The 21657-nt window shown below is 43.1% G+C and carries 23 protein-coding genes; all 23 read right to left on the bottom strand.

Annotation, left to right across the window (positions count from 1 at the left end):
* Nucleotides 1–243: 243 nt before the first annotated feature.
* A complete protein-coding gene (gene rpoD / locus ABDZ72_RS10380; protein WP_343752799.1) occupies nucleotides 244–1374 on the bottom strand; it encodes an RNA polymerase sigma factor RpoD in 1131 nt (376 codons plus the stop codon).
* A gap of 24 nt (nucleotides 1375–1398) precedes the next feature.
* The gene (gene dnaG / locus ABDZ72_RS10375; protein ID WP_343752797.1) at nucleotides 1399–3213 is read right to left on the bottom strand and encodes a DNA primase; all 1815 of its coding nucleotides are present in this window, start codon (nucleotides 3211–3213) and stop codon (nucleotides 1399–1401) included.
* A gap of 413 nt (nucleotides 3214–3626) precedes the next feature.
* Entirely contained in the window at nucleotides 3627–4427 is an 801-nt protein-coding gene (locus tag ABDZ72_RS10370; protein WP_343752795.1) for a pyruvate, water dikinase regulatory protein, read from the bottom strand.
* Between the two features lie 18 nt (nucleotides 4428–4445).
* Complete coding sequence (gene ccpN / locus ABDZ72_RS10365; protein ID WP_343752793.1) at nucleotides 4446–5072, bottom strand: transcriptional regulator CcpN; 627 nt, start codon at nucleotides 5070–5072, stop codon at nucleotides 4446–4448.
* A gap of 81 nt (nucleotides 5073–5153) precedes the next feature.
* The gene (gene glyS / locus ABDZ72_RS10360) at nucleotides 5154–7247 is read right to left on the bottom strand and encodes a glycine--tRNA ligase subunit beta (protein WP_343752791.1); all 2094 of its coding nucleotides are present in this window, start codon (nucleotides 7245–7247) and stop codon (nucleotides 5154–5156) included.
* Nucleotides 7247–8125 carry a glycine--tRNA ligase subunit alpha gene (glyQ, locus tag ABDZ72_RS10355; protein WP_343752789.1) on the bottom strand — a complete coding sequence of 293 codons (879 nt, stop codon included), beginning with the start codon at nucleotides 8123–8125 and terminating at the stop codon, nucleotides 7247–7249. The genes glyS and glyQ overlap by 1 nt, the downstream gene beginning before the upstream one ends.
* 286 nt (nucleotides 8126–8411) lie before the next feature.
* Nucleotides 8412–9164, bottom strand: a complete 753-nt coding sequence (recO, locus tag ABDZ72_RS10350) for a DNA repair protein RecO (protein ID WP_343752787.1) — start codon at nucleotides 9162–9164, stop codon at nucleotides 8412–8414.
* A gap of 24 nt (nucleotides 9165–9188) precedes the next feature.
* Nucleotides 9189–9329: a YqzL family protein gene (locus tag ABDZ72_RS10345; protein ID WP_343752785.1), complete on the bottom strand. Its 141-nt coding sequence runs from the start codon at nucleotides 9327–9329 to the stop codon at nucleotides 9189–9191.
* A 93-nt stretch (nucleotides 9330–9422) separates the two neighbouring features.
* Nucleotides 9423–10325: a GTPase Era gene (gene era / locus ABDZ72_RS10340; protein ID WP_343752783.1), complete on the bottom strand. Its 903-nt coding sequence runs from the start codon at nucleotides 10323–10325 to the stop codon at nucleotides 9423–9425.
* Between the two features lie 152 nt (nucleotides 10326–10477).
* The gene (locus ABDZ72_RS10335) at nucleotides 10478–10849 is read right to left on the bottom strand and encodes a diacylglycerol kinase family protein (protein WP_343752781.1); all 372 of its coding nucleotides are present in this window, start codon (nucleotides 10847–10849) and stop codon (nucleotides 10478–10480) included.
* Nucleotides 10839–11303, bottom strand: coding sequence for an rRNA maturation RNase YbeY (gene ybeY / locus ABDZ72_RS10330; protein WP_343752779.1), 465 nt, complete (start codon nucleotides 11301–11303; stop codon nucleotides 10839–10841). The genes ABDZ72_RS10335 and ybeY overlap by 11 nt, the downstream gene beginning before the upstream one ends.
* A gap of 109 nt (nucleotides 11304–11412) precedes the next feature.
* Nucleotides 11413–12372 carry a PhoH family protein gene (locus ABDZ72_RS10325; protein ID WP_343752777.1) on the bottom strand — a complete coding sequence of 320 codons (960 nt, stop codon included), beginning with the start codon at nucleotides 12370–12372 and terminating at the stop codon, nucleotides 11413–11415.
* Between the two features lie 2 nt (nucleotides 12373–12374).
* The gene (gene yqfD / locus ABDZ72_RS10320; RefSeq protein WP_343752775.1) at nucleotides 12375–13613 is read right to left on the bottom strand and encodes a sporulation protein YqfD; all 1239 of its coding nucleotides are present in this window, start codon (nucleotides 13611–13613) and stop codon (nucleotides 12375–12377) included.
* A 22-nt stretch (nucleotides 13614–13635) separates the two neighbouring features.
* The gene (gene yqfC, locus ABDZ72_RS10315; RefSeq protein WP_343752773.1) at nucleotides 13636–13917 is read right to left on the bottom strand and encodes a sporulation protein YqfC; all 282 of its coding nucleotides are present in this window, start codon (nucleotides 13915–13917) and stop codon (nucleotides 13636–13638) included.
* A gap of 135 nt (nucleotides 13918–14052) precedes the next feature.
* Nucleotides 14053–14526 (bottom strand): hypothetical protein, encoded by a 474-nt coding sequence (locus ABDZ72_RS10310; RefSeq protein ID WP_343752771.1) that lies wholly within the window; start codon nucleotides 14524–14526, stop codon nucleotides 14053–14055.
* A gap of 32 nt (nucleotides 14527–14558) precedes the next feature.
* Nucleotides 14559–15557: a flotillin-like protein FloA gene (floA, locus tag ABDZ72_RS10305; RefSeq protein ID WP_343752769.1), complete on the bottom strand. Its 999-nt coding sequence runs from the start codon at nucleotides 15555–15557 to the stop codon at nucleotides 14559–14561.
* A gap of 24 nt (nucleotides 15558–15581) precedes the next feature.
* On the bottom strand, nucleotides 15582–16886 hold the full coding sequence (locus ABDZ72_RS10300) for an NfeD family protein (RefSeq protein ID WP_425542382.1): 1305 nt from the start codon (nucleotides 16884–16886) through the stop codon (nucleotides 15582–15584).
* A gap of 151 nt (nucleotides 16887–17037) precedes the next feature.
* A complete protein-coding gene (locus ABDZ72_RS10295) occupies nucleotides 17038–17487 on the bottom strand; it encodes a GatB/YqeY domain-containing protein (protein WP_343752767.1) in 450 nt (149 codons plus the stop codon).
* Nucleotides 17488–17505: 18 nt separating this feature from the next.
* The gene (rpsU, locus tag ABDZ72_RS10290) at nucleotides 17506–17679 is read right to left on the bottom strand and encodes a 30S ribosomal protein S21 (protein WP_188631227.1); all 174 of its coding nucleotides are present in this window, start codon (nucleotides 17677–17679) and stop codon (nucleotides 17506–17508) included.
* A 136-nt stretch (nucleotides 17680–17815) separates the two neighbouring features.
* On the bottom strand, nucleotides 17816–18487 hold the full coding sequence (deoC, locus tag ABDZ72_RS10285) for a deoxyribose-phosphate aldolase (protein ID WP_343752763.1): 672 nt from the start codon (nucleotides 18485–18487) through the stop codon (nucleotides 17816–17818).
* A gap of 36 nt (nucleotides 18488–18523) precedes the next feature.
* Complete coding sequence (gene mtaB, locus ABDZ72_RS10280; RefSeq protein ID WP_343752761.1) at nucleotides 18524–19870, bottom strand: tRNA (N(6)-L-threonylcarbamoyladenosine(37)-C(2))-methylthiotransferase MtaB; 1347 nt, start codon at nucleotides 19868–19870, stop codon at nucleotides 18524–18526.
* A complete protein-coding gene (locus ABDZ72_RS10275) occupies nucleotides 19871–20638 on the bottom strand; it encodes a 16S rRNA (uracil(1498)-N(3))-methyltransferase (protein WP_343753716.1) in 768 nt (255 codons plus the stop codon).
* Nucleotides 20631–21587, bottom strand: coding sequence for a 50S ribosomal protein L11 methyltransferase (gene prmA, locus ABDZ72_RS10270; RefSeq protein WP_343752759.1), 957 nt, complete (start codon nucleotides 21585–21587; stop codon nucleotides 20631–20633). The genes ABDZ72_RS10275 and prmA overlap by 8 nt, the downstream gene beginning before the upstream one ends.
* Nucleotides 21588–21657 lie beyond the last annotated feature (70 nt).

Genomic DNA, 21657 nt, shown 5'->3' with positions numbered 1-21657 from the left:
CATTGTAACTATCTTTGTCCAGTCGCATATCGTCTTACATTCCGCAATTATCCAAGCATTCCAAAGGGAAGGAAGGGAGACCCTCACAAAAACGATGTTTGACTTTATAAGGTCAATCATCGAACTATGACATTTTTTATGTTACGATATTTATATTGAAGTGGTCTATAAGATCTCAACCGATTGTATATGTATGAACAGTCATTGCACACAAAAAAATGGTGCTCAATGACTGCACACATACTATTCGAGAAAATCTTTCAATCGTTTACTGCGGCTAGGATGTCTCAGCTTTCTGAGTGCCTTTGCTTCAATTTGACGAATACGTTCCCGGGTCACACCAAACACTGTTCCAACCTCTTCCAATGTTCGTGTCCGTCCATCGTCAAGGCCAAACCGCAGGCGCAATACATTTTCTTCACGATCTGTCAGTGTATCGAGAACATTTTCCAACTGTTCTTTCAACAACTCATAAGATGCGTGATCGGACGGTGAAACAGCCTCTTGATCTTCAATAAAGTCACCAAGATGGGAATCGTCTTCTTCACCGATCGGCGTTTCAAGAGAAACCGGTTCTTGTGCAATTTTAAGAATTTCTCTTACTTTATCCGGTGGCAACTCCATTTCTTCACCGATTTCTTCAGGTGTTGGCTCGCGTCCATAATCCTGAAGAAGCTGACGCTGCACTCTGATTAGCTTATTAATGGTTTCCACCATGTGCACGGGTATGCGGATAGTCCGTGCTTGATCCGCAATAGCGCGCGTGATGGCTTGACGAATCCACCATGTGGCATACGTACTGAACTTAAATCCTTTGCGGTAATCAAATTTTTCCACCGCTTTTATTAAGCCCATATTGCCTTCCTGAATCAGATCAAGGAATAACATGCCGCGCCCGACATACCGTTTAGCAATACTGACAACCAAGCGTAAATTGGATTCCGACAAACGTCGCTTCGCTTCTTCTTCACCATTTTCAATCCGGTGGGCAAGATCGATCTCCTCAGCAGCGGACAATAAATCCACTCGACCGATTTCTTTCAAATACATGCGAACAGGATCGTTTATCTTAATACCGAGAGGAACACTCAGATCATTCAGGTCGAACTCTTCTTCTTTTGCGATTTCCTGCATTTTTGGGTCTTCCTCAGAGTCCCCAATTACTTCTACACCCTGATCTGTCAGGTACTCATAAAATTCATCCATCTGTTCCGATTCAATAGCGAAACTGGACAGACGCTCAGCAACTTCTTCATAAGCCAAAACACCACGTTTTTTGCCCATTTCAAGCAATTGTTCTTTTGCTTGGTCAAGTGTAAGCTCATTATTATTGTTATTATTCTCTTTTGTTTGTGAAGGTTTGTTTTCAGCCATGAGTCCCCCTCCTTCCAACTCCATTCAATTTATATTCTTCCGTTGTTTCTCCATATCCATAATTCGCTTAGCAATTTCAGCCGCTTTAATGGGATTGTTTTGCTGTTCAGCCATTTTTTGTTCTTCTTTTAATGAATAGATGTTTTGTTTTTTATGATTTTCAGCTTGGATGATTCGTATATAATCATTTATGACATCATCCGTCATATGGTCTTGGACAGAAATCATAGCAAGCTCTGTAACTAGCTTCTTAACCTGGTCGTCATTCACCATCTCGATAAATTTGCTTACATCTGCTTCATTATTTTCCTCATAAAAAGCATACAAGTGCGTAGCAATAATCTTATGCTCATCAATGGTAAAGGATGCACCTATTTCCTCCTGCACTCTATCAATGATGGACAGGTCTTGCAACATATATGCAAGCAGATGCCGTTCCGCATTATGAAAAGCGGGCAATAGCCTTTTCGACTGTTGAATCCCGGGTGCATGATTAGTATGACTGTTCTTATTGCTTTTATCCCCGCCAAGCCGTTTCTGCTGCCGATGGAATTGAATTTGTTGTGTCAGTGACTCCATGGAAATATCATAGTCATTGCTCAGCTCTTTCAAATAATATTCCCGTTCCACCGCACTGTCAATCATGGCGAGATGCTCGAGAACCTTTTCTATATAGTTTATGCGGTCACCTTCCAAAGTAAGATTAAAGTCTTTTTTAAGATACCGCATGTAAAAACTTGTAAATGTTAGGCTGGACGTGATAACATCATTCCAAAAGGATTCCCCGCCGAATTCTGCAATATAATGATCCGGGTCCATGTTGTCCGTTAAGTTGGCGACTTTCACAGAACATCCGGCCTTTTGCAGTGTCCCCGCGGCCTTGTATGTCGCATCATGGCCTGACTCATCCGCGTCATAGCAAATAATGACCGTGTCAACATAGCGCTTGAGAAGTCGCGCCTGTGTTTCCGTTAGCGAGGTCCCCAGTGTTGCAACACCATGCTGGACACCAGCTTGGTAAGCGGAAATGACATCCATATACCCTTCAAATAGAATGGCCTCTCCCTGCTTGCGTATATGTTTTTTGGCGAGATCAAAATTGTAAAGCATCCGACCTTTCTGAAATAGTTCGCTTTCAGGACTGTTCAAATACTTGGGCTCCTGATTCGTTAATGTCCGGCCTCCAAAAGCGATAGGCTTGCCCAGATGGTTGCGGATTGGAAAAATGACCCTTCCCCGGAATCGATCGCTCACACCGTTATCATCACGCTGTGATAAGAGACCTGATTTAATGAGCGTCTGCTGATGAAAGCCCTTCTTATCAAGAAATGAAGCCGTGAAATCCTTTGCTTCCGGCGCAAAGCCAAGTTGGAATGCGTCAATCGTCTCATCTGTTATTCCGCGGTCTTTCAAGTATTGATAACCTTTTTTCCCATCTTTTGTAAAACGCAGCAAATGATGATAAAGTTTCACAACCCATTCAGAGGCAGCAAGTATTTGCTGGTTTTCCGAAGATACGGATGACTCTTTTTGCCCAAACGACTCCGGTAGATCTGTTCCACTCTTATCTGCGAGAAATTGCAAAGCTTCGTAAAATGTATAACCTTCCATCTCCATGACAAATGTTATAACGTTTCCGCCTTTTCCGCAGCCGAAGCAATGGAAAATCTGTTTATCCTGTGTCACCGAAAACGAGGGGGTCTTTTCACCATGGAACGGACAAAGTCCAAAATAATTCCGTCCCTGTTTTTTCAGCTGAATATATTCTCCGATGATATCAACAATATCATGAGACGTGCGCACCTGTTCGATTGCTTCATCAAATTGTTGATCAGCCATTTGGACCACCATGTTTCATATTTCGATATGGAAGATAAAAATCCTCCATATTTCGACAAGTTTTTTAATCACCTCGAGAAAAAATCCTTCCAAACCAAAACAGTGTTTTACAAAAAAAGAACAATCATTTACCACACATATACTATTGTACCTCTTGAATCACCTCGATAAACATACTCCTCTAACATCTTGTACAAGATATATTCGACAACGGACGTGTTTTTCCTGCATGAATGTCACGATTTATTGTTTTAATCATTTTTGTGATTGCCCCTTTGTAACACCACTTTATTATATATATTTACAGAAACAACTATTATAATACAAACAACTTAAAAAAACCAGTAAAAAACTCTTTTATTGTTAATAACAAATGAAAACATTCTGCTTCGAACAGAATGTTTTCACCAACATTATTTCATCATGCGCATAATAGTATTAGCTGTTTCCTCCACTGCTTTATGGGAAACATCAATAACGTTACAGCCGATCTTTTGTACAACATCATCGAAATAGTCAATTTCCTGATGAATTCGTTCCATGTTTGCGTAAGTAGCGTGATCGTCCAGTCCTAATGCTTTCAGTCTTTCCTTCCGTATATCATTTAATTTTTCAGCATTTATCCGCAGACCGATGCATTTATCAGGGTTAACGTTAAACAATTCTTCCGGAGGGGCAACTTCTGGAACAATCGGAACATTGGCGACTTTCAATCGCTTAAGCGCCAAATGTTGCGACAATGGCGTTTTGGATGTACGAGAAACACCGATGAGAATAAGGTCGGCCCGGGCAATCCCACGTGGATCCCTGCCATCATCATATTTTACTGCAAACTCAATGGCTTCCACACGTCTGAAGTAATCTTCATCCAATTTATGAACAAGACCCGGCTGCATATGCGGATTCCGATGAAAAACCCGTTCCATGGCATTAAGCATCGGGCCCATAATATCAATCGCTTCTAGATTTTTAACGGCAGCTTGTTCATTCAGATACGTCCGCAGTTCCGGATCGACAAGCGTAAAACCAATGAGCGCCTGTTCTTCCATTGCCAGCTGCAATGCATCATCAATGGTTTTTCTATCATCCACATAAGGAACTCGTTGCACGCGATAGTTCCCATTATTAAATTGGCTTAATCCTGCTTTTATAACCAGTTCTGCTGTTTCGCCGACCGAATCAGACAGGACGTAAATAAGTGGCTTATCATCCATGGATATGCTCCTCTCTTATTAATGCTCATCCATAATTAATTCCACAAACGCTTTGGTAATCGTTGTTTTAGTAATCCTTCCGACAATCTCTTTTCCATTATCTGTTTCCTTGACTACTGGCAATCCGTCAATTTGATTATTAATCAGTTTTTTGGCGGCATCAATTATTAAATCATCTCGGTAACAGATGGTGATGTTTGGCATTCTAGACATAATGATATGAACCGGAATCGCGTCCAATTCCTGATTGCCGATACTGGCCCGGAGCAAATCTTTCCGGGACAAAACACCGGTTAGGCCCGCTTGTGCATTCACGACAAATAATGTTCCTACATCTTCAAGAAACATTGTGGATATAGCATCATAAACGGAAGCTTCTTCTTTCACGACGATTGGAACGGATTGATATTCATGCACCTTGAATTGTTTGATCTTTTCGGTCAATAATTCGGTTCCGGTCTTGCCTGTGTAAAAATATCCCACGCGGGGGCGTGCCTCCAAAAAACCTGCCATGGTCAATATGGCCAAATCCGGACGCAATGTAGCTCGTGTCAGATGCAGTCGCTCTGCTATATGTTCCCCGGTGATTGGACCATTTTCTTTGACGATTTCAATAATTTGTTCCTGTCGATTGGATAATTCCACCTTATTCACCACCCGTGCTTTCAATATGTCATACTACTCATTAATATTATAGCCTATTCATGGTGAAAAGGAAAAGGCTGGTCATACTGATTCAAACTGCTGTTTCCATTCAATTGCCGACAGATCCGCATAACTGTAGACCAAAGCAGCTATACGGTTTACGAGGGACAAACGGTTGTCACGAATAATCGCATCATCGGACATGACCATATTGTGTTCAAAGAAAGCATGTATGGGTTGTGCGAGTCGTGCCAATTCTTGTAACGCCTGATGAGCATTTTGCCGAGAATTTGCAGACGCAAACATGTTTTCAGCTTGTTGAAGTACTGCGAACAGGTCGCTTTCAGAGGCTGTTTGGAAAACATCCGGATCCACATTTTGTCGATTGGTTTTCCCGGCTAAATTAAGAGTACGGACAAGGGCTTCATGAACAGGTGTGAATGCTGAATTGTTCCGTTGCCATGATAATTCTTTCGCTTTGGCCATCGTATAAGGCATCACCCCGATATCATCATGCAACAAAGCTTGGGTGATATCCTGCCCGGATGCAACGTTTTGCAACAGATAAGCAGCACGCTGTTTCAAGAACTGATCCAGCTCTGACGCTGCTTTTTCATGGTCGACTTGTTCCATACCAATATCCAGGTAGAGCTTTTGCCCCAATTCCAGTAACGATTCAACGGTTATATCCCAATGCCGTTCATGCAGTATTCGTAACAAGCCTGTAGCCTGCCGTCTTAAACCGTATGGATCATGCGACCCACTGGGTATCAGCCCTGCTTCCATACAACCGACAACCGTGTCCAGCTTATCCGCCACGCTGACCATGGCTCCTTCAAGTGTATCCGGCAACTTTCCATCAGCTTGAGAAGGAAGATAATGGTCCGCTATGGCTTTAGCTACAGATTCGTTTTCGCCGGCATTCCGCGCATACGTTTCTCCGATGATTCCCTGCAGATTGGAAAATTCATCGACCATATGTGTCGGCAAATCAAATTTACAGATGTCGGCAGCTCTGAGGGCATTGGCTTGTGTCTGTTCATCCAATGCGAGCCTCTGTGACAGCTGTTCGGTTATTTTCCGCACGCGTCTTACTTTGTCACCAATAGTTCCTAATTTCTCCTGGAAAACAATGCGTTCCAATTTGTTTAAGTAGTAATCAATGGATTGTTTTTGATCTTCTTCAAAAAAGAATTGCGCATCGGATAATCGTGCCTGGAGCACTTTTTCATTTCCTTTTCTTACCGTGTCAAGTTTATAATCATCGCCGTTTCGCACACTTATAAAATATGGAAGCAGGTCTCCATTGCTATCTTTGACAGGGAAATAACGCTGATGCTCCTTCATGGATGTGATAAGCACATCTTCCGGCAGCTTTAAATAATTGTTATCAAACGAACCAGTGAAAACAGTCGGGTACTCCACCAGATTGCGCACTTCCTGCAGCAGTTCGTCATCTTCCGGAATATGAAATCCATGATCTGACTCAAGCTGTGTCATCCCGTTGGCAATTAACTGTTGGCGCTTTTGCGGATTTGCAATAACGTACTGTTCCTGCAAAGCTTTCTCATATTCGGTAGGGGATGTCAATGTTATGTCGTTGCCAAGGAAACGGTGACCGTATGTATGGTTACCTGTATGAACATCCGCCACTTCAAATGGAATAACGTCACGACCAAAGAGCGCCACGAGCCAGCGGACAGGACGCGCATAACGCAGTGATTGCTCCGCCCAGCGCATGTTTTTCGGGAACGAAATCGACTCTATAATATCTTTGAACGCTGGCAACAAATCCCGTGTTTCTTTACCGATGATCTGTTTTTCAACAAAAATATAATTGGATCCATTGACATCTTTTGTATAGATGTCATCAACCGTTTTTCCTTGTCCTTTGGAAAAACCAATAGCTGCTTTCGTCCAGTCACCATTCTCATCTTTGGCAATCTTTTCTGACGGTCCTTTCACCTCTTCCCGAATCGATGTCTGGGAGTCACTGGCTCCGTTTACCATGACAGCCAGCCTGCGCGGTGTTGAAAATGATGTAATGGAATCATAGGCAATACGCTGTTCGTCAAGCCATCGTTGCGACTTTTGTAGAAATTGCTTTTCCGCATCATCAATAAATCGTGCCGGTAGTTCTTCCAGTCCAATTTCCACCAATATATCTTCAGCCATCATTCTGCCTCCTCTTTCAGCATGGGAAAACCTAGCCGTTCCCGCTCTTTTACATATTCCTTGGAAATGCTTCGTGCCAGACTGCGTATTCTGGAAATATAGCCTGTTCGCTCGGTGACAGAAATAACGCCTTTGGCATCAAGCAAATTAAATGTATGAGAGCATTTCAACACATAATCATACGCCGGAAAAACAAGCCCTTTTTCCATCGCAGATGCTGCTTCTTTTTCGTATTTGGCAAATAAATCAAACAACATATCTGTGTCGGATTCTTCAAATGTATACTTGGAGTGTTCGTACTCCGGCTGAAAAAAGATGTCATTGAACGTAACACCGTCTGTCCATTCCAGGTCAAAGACATTCTCCTTATCTTGAATAAACGATGCTATCCGTTCAATTCCATAGGTGAGCTCGACAGAAACCGGACTTGCCTCCAGTCCACCTATTTGCTGAAAGTAGGTGAATTGCGTTATCTCCATTCCGTCCAGCCACACTTCCCAACCAAGTCCTGAAGCCCCCAAGGTTGGATTTTCCCAATTATCTTCTACAAAACGAATATCATGATGCAGTGGATCGATCCCTAATGCTTTCAATGAATCCAGATACAAATCCTGTATATTGTCCGGTGATGGCTTCATAATAACCTGGAATTGATGATGTTGATAGAGGCGGTTCGGGTTTTGACCGTAGCGGCCATCCGCCGGTCGTCTTGATGGCTCTACATAAGCGACATTCCACGGTTCGGGTCCCAAACTGCGTAAAAGCGTCATCGGTGACATGGTACCGGCGCCTTTTTCAACATCATACGCTTGCATAAGGACGCAATTCTGATCCGACCAATGTTTTTGTAGTGTTAAAATGACTTCCTGTATGGTCATAGTTTTTCCTCCACTTCCTGTGCATATAAATACCCGTCCCTATGCCGATACGACGGCATAGGGACGGGTTCAATCCGCGGTTCCACCCTATTTGCCCTTTTGATAAGAGCCACTTTCACATAATCGCTTGGGAGCGCCATTCCTTAAAGGCCTGTTATCCGGCTTGCACCATCCCCGGACTCGCTCGTAACAGGATTCAATAAGTACTATTCTCCCGCCTTGCGCGTATCATTTCATTATGTATAAAATATAACCGTAAAGTGTCTGGTTTGTCAAGAACGCCGTGCTAACGCAATTGATCCATTTGCCGAAGAAACCGTTTTGATTTCAAATAGTACCCACCATGAGCATCATAATACGCATCGATGAGTTTACGGAGCCACTGTTTGTTTTCGTCTTTGACAGAAATGGTTCCAACCCGTTCCAATTCCACTCCTGCAAATAGTCGCAATAATTGTGTCTGTTTGAGAGAAAGCGGAAACGTTTGTCGGTCATTATATTGACATTGCTCACAGAGAAAACCACCTTCCGCAATGGAAAAAGCAAATGGCCCTGTTTCCTCACCGCAAAGCACGCATTTGTCAAGAACTGGGGTAATGCCAGCTCTGGCAAATAGTTTTAATTCATACATCATAATGGGAACATCCATATCGTCCTGTTCTCCTATCCAATTCAATGTCCCTTGCAACTGGTTATAAAGATTCAGGTCAGGGAGTCGGGAATCCGTTAACTTATCCGTCAATTCAGCAACATAGGAAGCATAAGCCGTTTTGATGATATCTTCACGGATCCACCTGTTGGAGTCCAGGACCTCGCCTTGCTGTATGGTGCTCAATCCTGAGTTGACATAGATGAAAAACTCACCATTAATGAATGGCTGCGTAACAGCAGCCATTCGGCTTTTAGGTTTTTTAGCGCCTCGGGCAATAGCAGCGATCTTCCCCCATTTATTGCTAAACAATGTGACAATTTTATGCGTTTCTCCATAATCTTGTGTCTTTATGACAATACCCTGCATTTTTTCAAGCAAATCGTTCACCTTCTATGGACTATACCGACCATCTTAAATATCCGACGATGTTTTCGATTTTTCCTGCTGATCGGCCTTATTTGCAATGGAATGATGTTTCTCCAGTTCTTTCATCAATAAATAGGTTTCAATATTTCCCGTTTGACTGAATATCTTCCACGTAAAGTCGATCACAAGAAACCCGCCTTTCTTTTACATGTTGATAGCGTCTTGCAGTATTATGTTTTCCATGCATGGTGAAACCATAAGTATTAAAATTTACCAAGTCTAATATTCGTCACTGCGATAGCCGAGTTCCTGAAGCTGCGATTGCCTGTTACGCCAGTCTTTCTGAACTTTTACCCACAGATCCAGATAAACTTTGGATCCGAGCAGTGCTTCGATATCTTCCCGGGCTCTTTGGCCGATGTTTTTCAGCATGGTTCCCTGGTTTCCGATAATAATTCCTTTTTGTGTCTTCCGTTCAGTCATAATCGATGCTTGAACAAAGACGGCTCCGGAGTCCCGCTCTTCCAAATTTTCAATAACAACGGCAATGGAATGAGGCACCTCTTCTGATGTCAGCTGCAGAACTTTTTCGCGGATTAATTCGCTTATAATAAATCGTTCCGGGTGATCTGTCACATAGTCATCGGGATAGTATTGCGGTCCTTCCGGCATATGACTTTGCAGCTCTTCAATCAAATGGGTGACATTATTCCCGTATAATGCCGAGATAGGAAAAATAGCTTCAAAGTGATACTTGTCCCTGTACGTATCTATGAACGGAAGGAGTTCATCCGGGTGGACACGATCGATTTTATTGATAACAAGAAAAACTGGGCGATTAACTTTTTGCAGAAGATCCATAATATACTGATCGCCCTTTCCATATCCTTCTTCAGCATTTACCATAAACAGGATAGCGTCTACTTCATTCAACGTATCTTCAGCCGATTTCACCATGAAGTCTCCTAAACGGTGCTTCGGTTTATGAATGCCTGGTGTATCAATAAAAACGAGTTGGGAATCCGCATTGGTCATCACACCTTGAATCCTGTTTCGGGTCGTCTGTCGCTTTTCACTCATAATGGCAATCTTTTGACCGATCACGTAATTCAAAAAAGTCGATTTTCCTGTATTCGGCCTGCCAATAATTGCTATAAATCCTGATTTAAATGTGTTATGCATGATTTATTGCCTCCGAAGCATCTGCTTATGTTTTATCATACTATAAAAGCTTGTCCATTTCATGTGTATGGACAAAACCTTTAAAAACAACCATTATTTCGACAGGAAGTGACAAATAATGGTTGAAGCAATAGCCTTCACAAGTGGAAGGCTTAAGTTATTCGTGCATATAGTTCTGGGAGAAAGATAAACAGTCCGGCAGCAGCTGCAAAGACGGCTGATACAAGCACAGCAGCTGCTGCCATATCTTTAACGACTTTCGTACAAGGGTGGAATTCAGGGGTCAGGTGATCCATCATTTTTTCAACAGCTGTGTTAATCAGCTCAGCAGTCAACACCATTCCCGAGGCAAGCATCAAAATTGACCACTGAAGGGCTTCCAACCGGAAAGCACAGCCAGTGGCTATGACAAGGAAAGCAGCAACCACATGAAGTCTGAAATTCCGTTCTGTTCTGATTGCTGTTTTCAGGCCCTGCCAAGCATAAACAAAGCCAATCCTTCTTTTTTTAGAGTTATCGTTCAAGGCCAAACGCACCTAGCACCCAATCCTGTTTTGAGAACATGCGTGCCTCATCATCATCGTTCATATGATCATAACCGAGCAAATGAAGAAAACCATGCACCGTCAGAAACCCAAGTTCCCTTTCCAATGAATGCTCGTACTCCTCCGCTTGCTCCCTCGCTCTATCAATAGAAATAACGATATCACCGAGCATAAGCGGTAAATCAGCACCAACAATAGCCGTCTCATCCTCTGATGTTTCCTGCATCGCAAACGAAATGACATCGGTCGGTTTGTCCTGTTGACGATAATTTCGGTTGATTTCACGGATATCTTTATCGTTCACAAATATAACAGAAACCTCCGCGCCACTGGCAATGACCTCTTTTTCCGCTGTGAACGTTAAAAGACGCTGCAACAGATCAATATTATCGGCGTGGACGGACTGTGTTTCATCCTGAAAGTCTATATGCATGATGCTGCCTCCTTCATAAGGATATATGTTCCGGAAGTTCTGTTGGAGCCGGTATGCTGATATTACAGCTTATGAACCACATGGATCACATTTATACCAAACCGGCAGCTCATTCCGTTCCGTCATAAGCATCAATAATTTTTTGAACCAATGGGTGCCGGACAACATCCGTTTGATTTAAATAAATAAATGATATGCCTTCCACTGATGCCAAGATGTCGCCAGCTACACGTAATCCGGACCGAACACCATTTGGAAGATCAACTTGGGTAATGTCCCCGGTAATAATCATTTTCGATCCAAAACCGAGACGGGTCAAAAACATTTTCATCTGTTCCGACGTCGTATTTTGCGCCTCATCCAAAATGACATAAGCATCGTCAAGTGTTCGCCCCCGCATATAGGCAAGCGGTGCAATTTCGATGGTATCACGTTCGATCAGACGCATCGTATGCTCAGTTCCCAGTACATCATGCAATGCATCATATAGTGGACGCAAATAGGGATCAACTTTTTCCTTTAAGTCTCCCGGCAAAAACCCAAGGCTTTCTCCTGCTTCCACGGCCGGACGTGTTAAAACCACACGCTTTACTTCTCCTTTTTTTAAGGAACGGATAGCCATAACTACCGCAAGATACGTTTTTCCGGTTCCGGCCGGTCCAATCCCGAACACAAGGTCATTTGTTTTCATGGCAGCGATATAGCGCTTTTGCCCCAGTGTCTTAACACGAATGGATTTTCCTTTCGCATTTTTCGTTATTTCATCTTCAAATAATGTTTCAAACTGATTTATTTTGCCTTTTTTAGCTAAATCAACAGCATAAACGATATCCCGTTCTGTTATATCGATGCCTTTCTGTATAATAGGCAGTACTGTCAACAGGATATCTTCCACAAGTGCAATGTTTTCGTTTGCGCCTGAAACACTCACATCTTCTCCTCTTGTTATGATGGACACATCCAGTAAGTGTTCAAGCTGTTTTAAGTGCTTATCATTTGTTCCGAATAAAGCTAGTGCTTCATTGGAATTTGCAAGTTGAAGCTCGATGGTTTTCAAGTTTTCGGCCATAATCAATCTCCTTGGTCAATTGGTTCCTGTCTGACAATATCTTCTTCAGCAACCATATACAAGATTAATTTTACTTTACCATTCTCGGTGGATTGTTGCAAAATATTTTCGGATTTAATTTTTGCCTCCGGACCAAGTTTTAATTGAAGTTCTTTTTTCGCTTGTTTGATTCCGATATCCACCGCCTCCTCCACACTACGTTCTTTCGCTTTTTGTTTTTTCTCACTTATAATGGTTTCTTTTAAATTTAAGGGCAGCTTCCATTTGAAAAAATATAAATCCTTTACGGTGTTATCGCGGTGAATGTTTTTATAGTTCGAATCGCCAAATCCCCAAATCGGCAACTGAAACGAGCCGATTTTTAAATGATATTTTGTTTTCCGTTCACCCGTCAGCAATTCCGTACTAGCTTTTAGAGGGACCGTTACGTCTGTTTCATACCACGTCTTTGCAATGACTTCACCCTCAGCTTTTGTTAATTCATGCTTCTTTTCCTTATCTTCCTCGTCATCATCCGTTTCAGCGGCTTCTTCATCGGATAACGGCAATTTGCCCGATACAAGAACATCGCCTTTACTCACGTAGTCATTGACGCGAACTTTGGGTTGTCCCTTGGAAACATACATTTTTTCAATGACACCTTTTTTGGTTGCAATCAAATTTCTTGGTCCATCAACATGTTCTTCCTCCTCTTCCACAATCGTTTTTTCCACCCCTTCGAGCACATAGGTTGTCCCTTTTTGTTGCACACCAATCCACAACAATTCAGGAATATCATTCATTAATCGTTGTTGAACATCGCTCGGCGAATCCAACGTAAATGTCCATGAACCGCGACGAATACCATATTCATCAAGCTGTTCGCTTATTTTTTTCTCCAGATCTTTGGGGACATTGGTGATACGGACATCCCATATGATATTTGAAAGACAAAAAATAAGCAGTATACTGAGGGAAAGAGCGAGTACGAGTTCTTTTTTTCTGAAGAACTTTCCCGTGAGAAATGGGATCCCCCGCTTTTTCGTAAATGTCAGTTTATAGTTTGTCCCTCGTTTTAATTTTCGTAATCCGGAAACATCCTGCAATTTGATATTTCCGGTGCAAACATCGTCCGATTTCTTTGTAATATTCCAGACAGCGATACCTTTGTTTGTGCATTGTTGAAAAAATAATTCCGGACGCAACCCCTCAACCCGGACAGTAACGGATCCAGTGATGAAGGAACCTTGTATATGTTTCATGCCATCTTCCCCCAGACAAATGTTATTCGGCGATGAACGTTACTTCCTTAATTGTTCCTTCCAGCAATATTTCTTCAGGGAGCATCATTTTCAGCACAAATGATGAGCCCGTTATTTGTACATAACCTTTATTGGTCTTTAACGTCAGTTCATTTTCTGAATACACAGCCAATCCCTGATGATTCTCAATATAAACATGCAATTCGCCAATAATGGTAATCCTTGGAAGTTCCATCATGGCGTCAGAAGGAAGTGAAAAATATTTGGTAAGCCATGGAGCGATCTGTTGTTGCCATTTCCTCACGGATGCAGCCCCCTCTCATCACCATATTTATGATTTTGTCTGTGAAATAAGAACAAAAAAACACCATTATCAAGCAACCGTTTGGTATGCTCGATAATGGTGCTGCAACTATATACCGTTAAAAATCGTATTGGTTTATTTTTTCCGCTGGGCAATTATACTGCGGTAAGGTTTAAGTGCCCGCGGCTGGCCAAGCACTTCCGACATGACGACGCCATTGACTAAACCATTCCGGTTCAAATTAGTCACCATACGCTTTTTCAATCTTTGCCGTTCAACCGACGTATCATTGGCCGGCTGTCTTGGATGATGACTAAGATTTGCATCATGGCGCTGTTCCGTGTCTTCATTAACAGTCTCGGCATGATTCATACGTTTCTCCAGGTCCTCACGCTGCTGCTGTTGCATTTCTTCAATCGAAACAGGTGAAACCGTTGACTGGCTGTCGTTGTCAGTATTAGTATCCGTGTCGGTATCGTTCATAGTTTTTGGCGCTGTTTCCTGCGTGCGATCATTTTGTTTCGGAATGGGATCGCTGGATTCAGACCGGTCTTTAAAAAGGCCGGATATTGCTCCTATGATGGCAAGGATAACTAGAATTATTTCCACTATATCCCTCCTTGCTCAAAGATAGTGATGTCTTATTTGTCATCCTGATTATCTTCATTATCCTGATCTTCGGTCAATTTCCCGATGGTGTCACGCATGTCTGTATCAGCATTGATATTCTTATAGTTCATATAGTCCATAACACCCATGTTGCCTGATCGCAATGCTTCAGCCAACGCGCGCGGCACATCTGCTTCTGCTTCTACAACTTTTGCGCGCATTTCAGAAACGCGGGCATCCATTTCCTGTTCCTGAGCGACAGCCATCGCACGCCGCTCTTCTGCTTTCGCCTGTGCAATATTCTTATCCGCTTCTGCTTGATCTGTCTGCAGCGTAGCACCAATGTTCTTGCCAACATCCACATCGGCAATATCAATGGACAAAATCTCAAATGCTGTTCCGGCGTCCAACCCACTGCCAAGAACATTATGCGAAATAGCATCCGGATTTTCCAAAACTTTCGTATGAGCTTGTGAGCTTCCGATGGTGCTGACAACACCTTCGCCGACACGGGCAATAACCGTATCTTCACCGGCACCGCCGACTAAACGGTCAATATTGGCCCGGACGGTGATACGCGCTTTTGCTTTCACTTCAATCCCGTCCATCGCAATACCAGCTATAAATGGTGTTTCAATCACTTTGGGATTAACACTCATTTGAACGGCATCAAGCACATCACGTCCGGCCAAATCAATGGCTGCCGTACGCTCAAATGACAATTCAATATTCGCTCGCTGGGCGGCAATTAAAGCGTTTACCACTCGGTCAACATTACCCCCCGCCAAATAATGACTTTCCAATTCATTCGTTGTTACATCCAATCCGGCTTTATGCGCCTTGATTAACGGATTAATCACTCTGGACGGTATAACCCGTCGCAAACGCATTCCAACAAGGGTGAAAATTCCTACTTTAACACCCGCCGCCAGCGCACTGATCCATAGCATCACCGGTATGAAAGTAAATAATATGGCCAATGCGATCAGAATGATTAATGCTATGATAATTGGCATCCATTCCAATTCCATATCGATTCCTCCTATCTATAATACTTATTCCGCTTCTCTTACGACAACACGAACACCTTCGACGCGTATCACGTTGACACGTTTATCCTTTCCGATATATCCCCCCTCCGTTACGACATCCAAACGTTCATCCTGAAACACTGCAGTACCTGCCGGGCGCAAAGGGGTAATCGTTTTGCCTTCAAGACCAATGAGGTCCCGTCGACTTTCTGATGACACATACCCCTTTTCCGATGATGTCTGGTCTTCAAGGATGAGATATCGAAAAAATCCTTTGCGCATTCCCATCTTCTTAATCATTATCATAGCAGCAATAAACGTGATAATAAAAGCAATGCTAATACTCATTACCATATAACTCAAATCCTGACCGGAAAGAAGCAGAGACCAGACTATGGCCCCTGATCCAAGGAGCCCTGCTATCCCCCCAGGCAGAAAGAATTCAGCAACAATCAAGCCGATACCGATAATCAATAAAACGATTTCTTCCATTCCTGCCAGTCCGGCAATAGCATGACCGTAAAAAAACAGAACCAAAGCGGCTATTCCTATCCCCCCCGGAATTCCAAAACCTGGTGAAAACAATTCGGTAATAAGTCCAAGACTAGCTATTGATAAAAGAATGGGGACAACAACCGGATTTGTGATAAAGCGTGCAATATGTTCCGAAACAGTCAGGCTTTTTTCAACACGTTCAGCATCGCTTAATCCCAACTTTTTCAGAAGCGATTTCCGATTTTCAACCGTGCCAAGCGAATAACCGACTTCTTTGGCGTTTCTTGGTCCAAGAGTGAGAAATTTCCCTTTCCCCGCATCATATTTCGGGAGTTTAATGCTCGGATCGGCCATGGCAGCCGCATACCTTGGATTCCTTCCTTTGGATTGCGCAGCACTTTTCATGGCCGACAGCCAAGCCGACTGTGCTTTCTTATTCGCGGCCGTTCCATCCTGATTAATCACACCACTTGCTCCCATTGTCGCATTTGGCCTCATATAGATTTGATCGGCATTGAGCGCGATGTAAGAGCCGGCTGAAAGCGCTCTGTTGACGATATAGGCTGTTGTTTCTGTCTTAAGTCCCTGCATAAGTTCTCCTATTTGTTCAGCAGCCGCAACAGCCCCTCCCGGCGTATCAATTTCAAATATAATATGATCGGCACCATTTTCTTCCGCTTCACTAGTTGTGCGCTGGAGAAATGATTTTAGCCCCATTTCCACTTCTTTTTCAATAGGTATTATATATACAAGATCGCCATTGCCACTCTTCGCACCTGTTTGAGCAGTTGAAACAGAGCCAAAGACAAAAATACCTATTATCATAAAAGCCATTATACAAATGATGTAGCGTCTCACACGCCAACCCCCTTGCCAATCCATCTCTTCTGCTCGTTAAAATATGTGACCGAATATACAATGAATATCTTCTTTAAAACCATCTCATATGGAAAAGAGGCCCTGCCAGTTTGACAGGGCCTCTTACTCAGGCATTCAGATGTTTTTGAACAAGTTTATTAATCCGCGCACCGTCAGCTCTGCCCTTTACTTTGGGCATAATGGTATTCATCACTGTTCCCATATCTTTTTTGGAAGATGCATTAACTTCCTGAATGGTTGATGTAACCATCTCCTCAAGCTCTTCATCAGTGAGCTGAGATGGCATATAAGATTCTATTACATGAATTTCCGTATTAATCTTGCTGACAAGATCATCGCGTCCGGCTGATTCAAATTCCTGGAGGGAATCCTTCCTTTGTTTCAATTCTTTTGAAAGAACCGTCAACTCTTCGTCTTCAGAAAGATTATTCTTACCAAGTTTAATGGTTTCATTTTGCAATGAAGCTTTTATCATTCGTATGACAGCAAGTTTTTCTTTTTCTTTGTTCTTCATTGCATGTTTCATGTCCTCATTCAACTGTTCAACTAGCGGCATATGCCTGCACCTTCTTTTTTACTTGCGTTTCCTGGCAGCCTCAGACTTTTTCTTACGTCGCTCGCTTGGCTTTTCATAATGTTCACGCTTACGGTATTCCTGCAATGTACCGCTTTTGGATACGTTGCGTTTAAAGCGACGAAGAGCATCTTCAAGAGACTCGTTTTTACGAACGCGAGTTGTATTTGACATGCTAATTTCCCTCCCTCCGAAGCAAAAACAAAAATAAGACTATATGCGATACCTCACCACATATTAATGCATATTATAATATATTCGTATGCCAAGGTCAACTTAAAAATAGTTCTATGATTGGAAATAAGTCATATTAATAGGATGACGACCCATTTTTTTCATGAACAATGGATACACTGGCGCTGGCACCTATTCTGGTTGCGCCAGCTTCAATCATTGTCAAGGCAGTTTTCCTGTCCCGGATACCGCCTGATGCTTTCACACCCATGTCGTCACTGACGGATCGGCGCATAAGCTGCACATCGTCAACCGTTGCACCACCTCCGGAAAAACCAGTGGACGTCTTTACAAAATCCGCCCCCGCTGCATTGGCAAGTTGACACGCACGAATTTTTTCTTCATCCGTCAGCAACGATGTCTCAATAATAACTTTTGTAAGTGCCATTCCATCCGCCGTTTCAATAACTGCTTCCATATCTTTCTTTACCAAAGATTCATTCGATGCTTTTAATTCACCGATATTCAGCACCATATCCACTTCCGATGCCCCATTATCAAGTGCCTGCCTGGTTTCAAATGCTTTGGTTGCCGAGCTTGTTGCACCAAGCGGGAAACCGATGACTGTACATACTTTGACATCTGTGTTTTTCAGGTTTTCATGACAAAACGTAACCCAATACGGATTTACACAGACGGATGCAAACCCGTAATCACGAGCTTCCTGAATAATGTTTCTCATCGTAAATTTACTAGTTTCCGGTTTCAATTGCGTATGATCAATATACGCTGCCAGTTCCTGGTCCATGGGTGACCTCCCTTTCGCAAATGACTATGTGTCCCGTCATCCTGATGTTGTTATGGTTTTGACAGCGTCATCCATGACCCGAACAAAAACACCTTTGTTGTACGGATAGCCTGATTCCGTTATTTTCACGCGTACAATACTGCCGATTAAATCAGGGGATCCACTGAATTTAACTTTCAAATAGTTATCCGTATATCCTTGCAGAAGGCTGGGATCCTCATCGGATTGTTCTTCCGGTATGACTTCAAGTACCTCATTTTCATACCGGGAGGCATAGGTTTTAGCTAGCTGATTGGATAGCTCAATCATCTGATTGACCCGTTCGTTTTTCACATCGTCATCGACTTGATTATTCATACGGGATGCAGGCGTACCGGTTCGTTTGGAGAATGGAAACACATGAAGTTCCGAGTATCCGAGATCACGGACAAATTGATAGGTTTCCAAAAACTCTTCTTCCGTTTCACCCGGAAAACCGACGATGACATCCGACGTAATGGCAAGACCCGGAAGGGCCTGTCGAATTTTATCAATCTTTTGTTTGTAAAAGTCCGTGGAATATTTGCGGCGCATACGATGCAACACGCTATCCGATCCAGCCTGTAATGGGATATGAAGATGACGGACAATTTTTTCGGACTTATCCAGTACATCGATGACGTCATCGGTGACCTGACTTGCCTCAATTGAGGAGATCCGAATCCGTTTCAGGCCATCAACCTTTGTCTCCAAGTCCTGCAAAAGCCGCGCAAAATTGTAATCGTTCATGTCTTCTCCATACCCAGCCGTATGAATACCTGTCAACACAATCTCTTTATAGCCGGCATTCACCAGATTTTGCGCCTGTTCCAGTACGTTTTCGGGATCCCTGGAGCGCAGCAGCCCCCGTGACCAGGGAATAATACAAAATGTACAAAAGTTATTGCATCCTTCCTGAATTTTTAAAGATGCGCGCGTACGGTCGGTAAATGCCGGTACATCCATCTCTTCAAATACACGGGTTCTCATAATGTTGGAAACACCATTAACCGGTTCGCGTGTCTTTTTATGTTCCTCAATATAATCGATCATTTTCTTTCTGTTTTGTGTTCCAACAATGACATCAACACCCGGTATTTCCATAATTTCACCTGGTGATGTCTGAGCATAGCATCCCGTCACACAAACAACCGCATCCGGATTTTTACGGATGGCTTTTCGAATGACTTGCCGACTTTTCTTATCTCCGGTATTAGTAACGGTACACGTATTAATGACATAGACATCCGATTGACGATCAAAGTCAACCCGTTCATACCCGTTTTCTTTAAATATGTTCCAAATGCCTTCTGTTTCATATTGATTCACTTTGCAACCCAACGTATGAAACGCAACTGTTGTCATTTAGGTACACTCCCATTCTTCAAAATGATAGGAAATACTTGCAAGTGCATACATGGCAGCCGTTTCTGTTCTTAGTATGCGCGGGCCCAAACGGACAGGGGTAACCCCTTCCTGTTTCATCAGCACAACCTCTTTCGGTGAGAAACCACCTTCCGGCCCAATGACCAAAAGCACCCTCTCACCTGAGGTCATTCGTCCCACTGATTGTGCAAACGTTTGAAACGCGTCTGTTTTTGCTTCTTCTTCATAGGCAAACAGCTTATGGTCAAAATCATCACTCTGTGCCAGCACATCCGAGATCGTCTGCGCTGGATGCAGGTGAGGAACTTTATTGCGGTGACATTGTTCACTGGCTTCCTTCACAATCCTGGAATAGCGGGTCATTTTTTTGGTTGCTTTCTTATCATCCCACCGAACGACGGACCGTTCCGCCTGAATCGGGATAAAAGCTGATGCACCGAGCTCTGTTCCTTTTTGCAGAACGTGGTCGAATTTATCACCTTTTGCCAGCGCTTGGGCAACGGTCACGGATATAGGCATTTCGGTTGATTCCTGAAGCCATTCCCGGATCTCTGCACTGATATGGTGCTCATCCATCCCGGTGATTTCACAAATTGCCGCTTGTCCATCCGGATGATTACAGATAATGTCATGGCCTGTCCGGAACCGCATAACCCGGCTAATATGATGCAAGTCATCACCTTTAATATAAACGTTGTGGTCATCCCAGTTTTCGGATGGTACGAAATAACGCTGCAAATCAGGCACCACTTTCATTCGGAGTCTTTTTAGCCACAATGGAAATCCAGTCTTCCATCTTATTCACCTCAAGAATACGAAAACCTGTATCTTGCAATGTATCCTGCACCAGTTGTTGCTTGTCTTTAATAATGCCCGACGCAATGAAAATCCCATCCGATTTCAGAACATTCCAAGCATCACCGGCTAACCGTACAATGATATCCGCCAAAATATTTGCAACAACCATATCGGCTCGTAACGCTACGTCATGCAGCAAATGGTTTTGTGACGCGGTTATCTTGTTATTTATTTGGTTTAATTCTGCATTGATTTTTGTGCTTTTCACAGCGACATCATCCAAGTCAAAAGCATGTACGTCTCCTGCTCCAAGCAGTCCTGCTGCAATACTCAGCACGCCAGAACCGCATCCGACATCCAGAACAACATCCTGTTTCCGTATGTATTGTTCAATCGCCTGTATACTCTGGACCGTCGTAGCATGGGTCCCCGTTCCGAAAGCCATGCCGGGATCCAACTCGATAATTACTTCATCCCCTGAAGTAGGTTGATACGATTCCCATGTCGGAATAATGGTTATCTTATCGGAAATTTTAACAGGCTTATAATACTTTTTCCATGCCGTAGCCCAATCCTCTTCATTGATGTCACTAATCGTCACTTGATTTCGTCCCAGGTCAATACCGTATTGCTGCAGTTGGTTAATCGCCCGCTTTATGGCATCCACGGTTTTATCCAGATAAGTGTTCTCTGAAAGATAGGCTTTGATATAAACCCCATCAGCCGGATAATCTGCCGGATCCAAGTCATAAACCTCACCAAAAAATGTTTCCCGTTCTTTACTCAAATCAGCAGGATCCTCGATGGCAATACCGTTGGTTCCATGTTCATGCAAAATATTAGAGATTGGGTCGATAGCTTCATTTGTTGTTTGAATACAAATTTCAGACCATATCACGTTGTTCACCCGTTTCTTCAAAAATAGTGGCTTGGGATTTGAATGGTGGAGCTCATCATAACTAAATAGA

This window comes from Lentibacillus halophilus, assembly GCF_039522485.1.
Lineage (GTDB): Bacteria > Bacillota > Bacilli > Bacillales > Amphibacillaceae > Lentibacillus > Lentibacillus halophilus.
The sequence above is the reverse complement of the archived record's forward strand: the minus strand, read 5'-3'. Positions and strand labels throughout refer to the sequence as shown.

Bases quoted from the DNA above. Each gene is read 5' to 3' on its own strand.
- ABDZ72_RS10370 (WP_343752795.1), bottom strand. From the start codon at position 4,427: ATGGATGATAAGCCACTTATTTACGTCCTGTCTGATTCGGTCGGCGAA.
- ABDZ72_RS10295 (WP_343752767.1), bottom strand. From the start codon at position 17,487: ATGCCGCTAGTTGAACAGTTGAATGAGGACATGAAACATGCAATGAAG.
- glyS (WP_343752791.1), bottom strand. From the start codon at position 7,247: ATGGCTGAAGATATATTGGTGGAAATTGGACTGGAAGAACTACCGGCA.
- ABDZ72_RS10325 (WP_343752777.1), bottom strand. From the start codon at position 12,372: ATGGCCGAAAACTTGAAAACCATCGAGCTTCAACTTGCAAATTCCAAT.
- rpsU (WP_188631227.1), bottom strand. From the start codon at position 17,679: ATGTCAAATACAACTCGCGTTCGTAAAAACGAGTCTCTTGAAGATGCT.
- era (WP_343752783.1), bottom strand. From the start codon at position 10,325: ATGCATAACACATTTAAATCAGGATTTATAGCAATTATTGGCAGGCCG.
- floA (WP_343752769.1), bottom strand. From the start codon at position 15,557: ATGGAATTGGAATGGATGCCAATTATCATAGCATTAATCATTCTGATC.
- dnaG (WP_343752797.1), bottom strand. From the start codon at position 3,213: ATGGCTGATCAACAATTTGATGAAGCAATCGAACAGGTGCGCACGTCT.
- ABDZ72_RS10300 (WP_425542382.1), bottom strand. From the start codon at position 16,886: ATGGCTTTTATGATAATAGGTATTTTTGTCTTTGGCTCTGTTTCAACT.
- deoC (WP_343752763.1), bottom strand. From the start codon at position 18,487: ATGGACCAGGAACTGGCAGCGTATATTGATCATACGCAATTGAAACCG.
- yqfD (WP_343752775.1), bottom strand. From the start codon at position 13,613: ATGAAACATATACAAGGTTCCTTCATCACTGGATCCGTTACTGTCCGG.
- mtaB (WP_343752761.1), bottom strand. From the start codon at position 19,870: ATGACAACAGTTGCGTTTCATACGTTGGGTTGCAAAGTGAATCAATAT.
- ybeY (WP_343752779.1), bottom strand. From the start codon at position 11,303: ATGCATATAGACTTTCAGGATGAAACACAGTCCGTCCACGCCGATAAT.
- glyQ (WP_343752789.1), bottom strand. From the start codon at position 8,125: ATGACCATACAGGAAGTCATTTTAACACTACAAAAACATTGGTCGGAT.
- rpoD (WP_343752799.1), bottom strand. From the start codon at position 1,374: ATGGCTGAAAACAAACCTTCACAAACAAAAGAGAATAATAACAATAAT.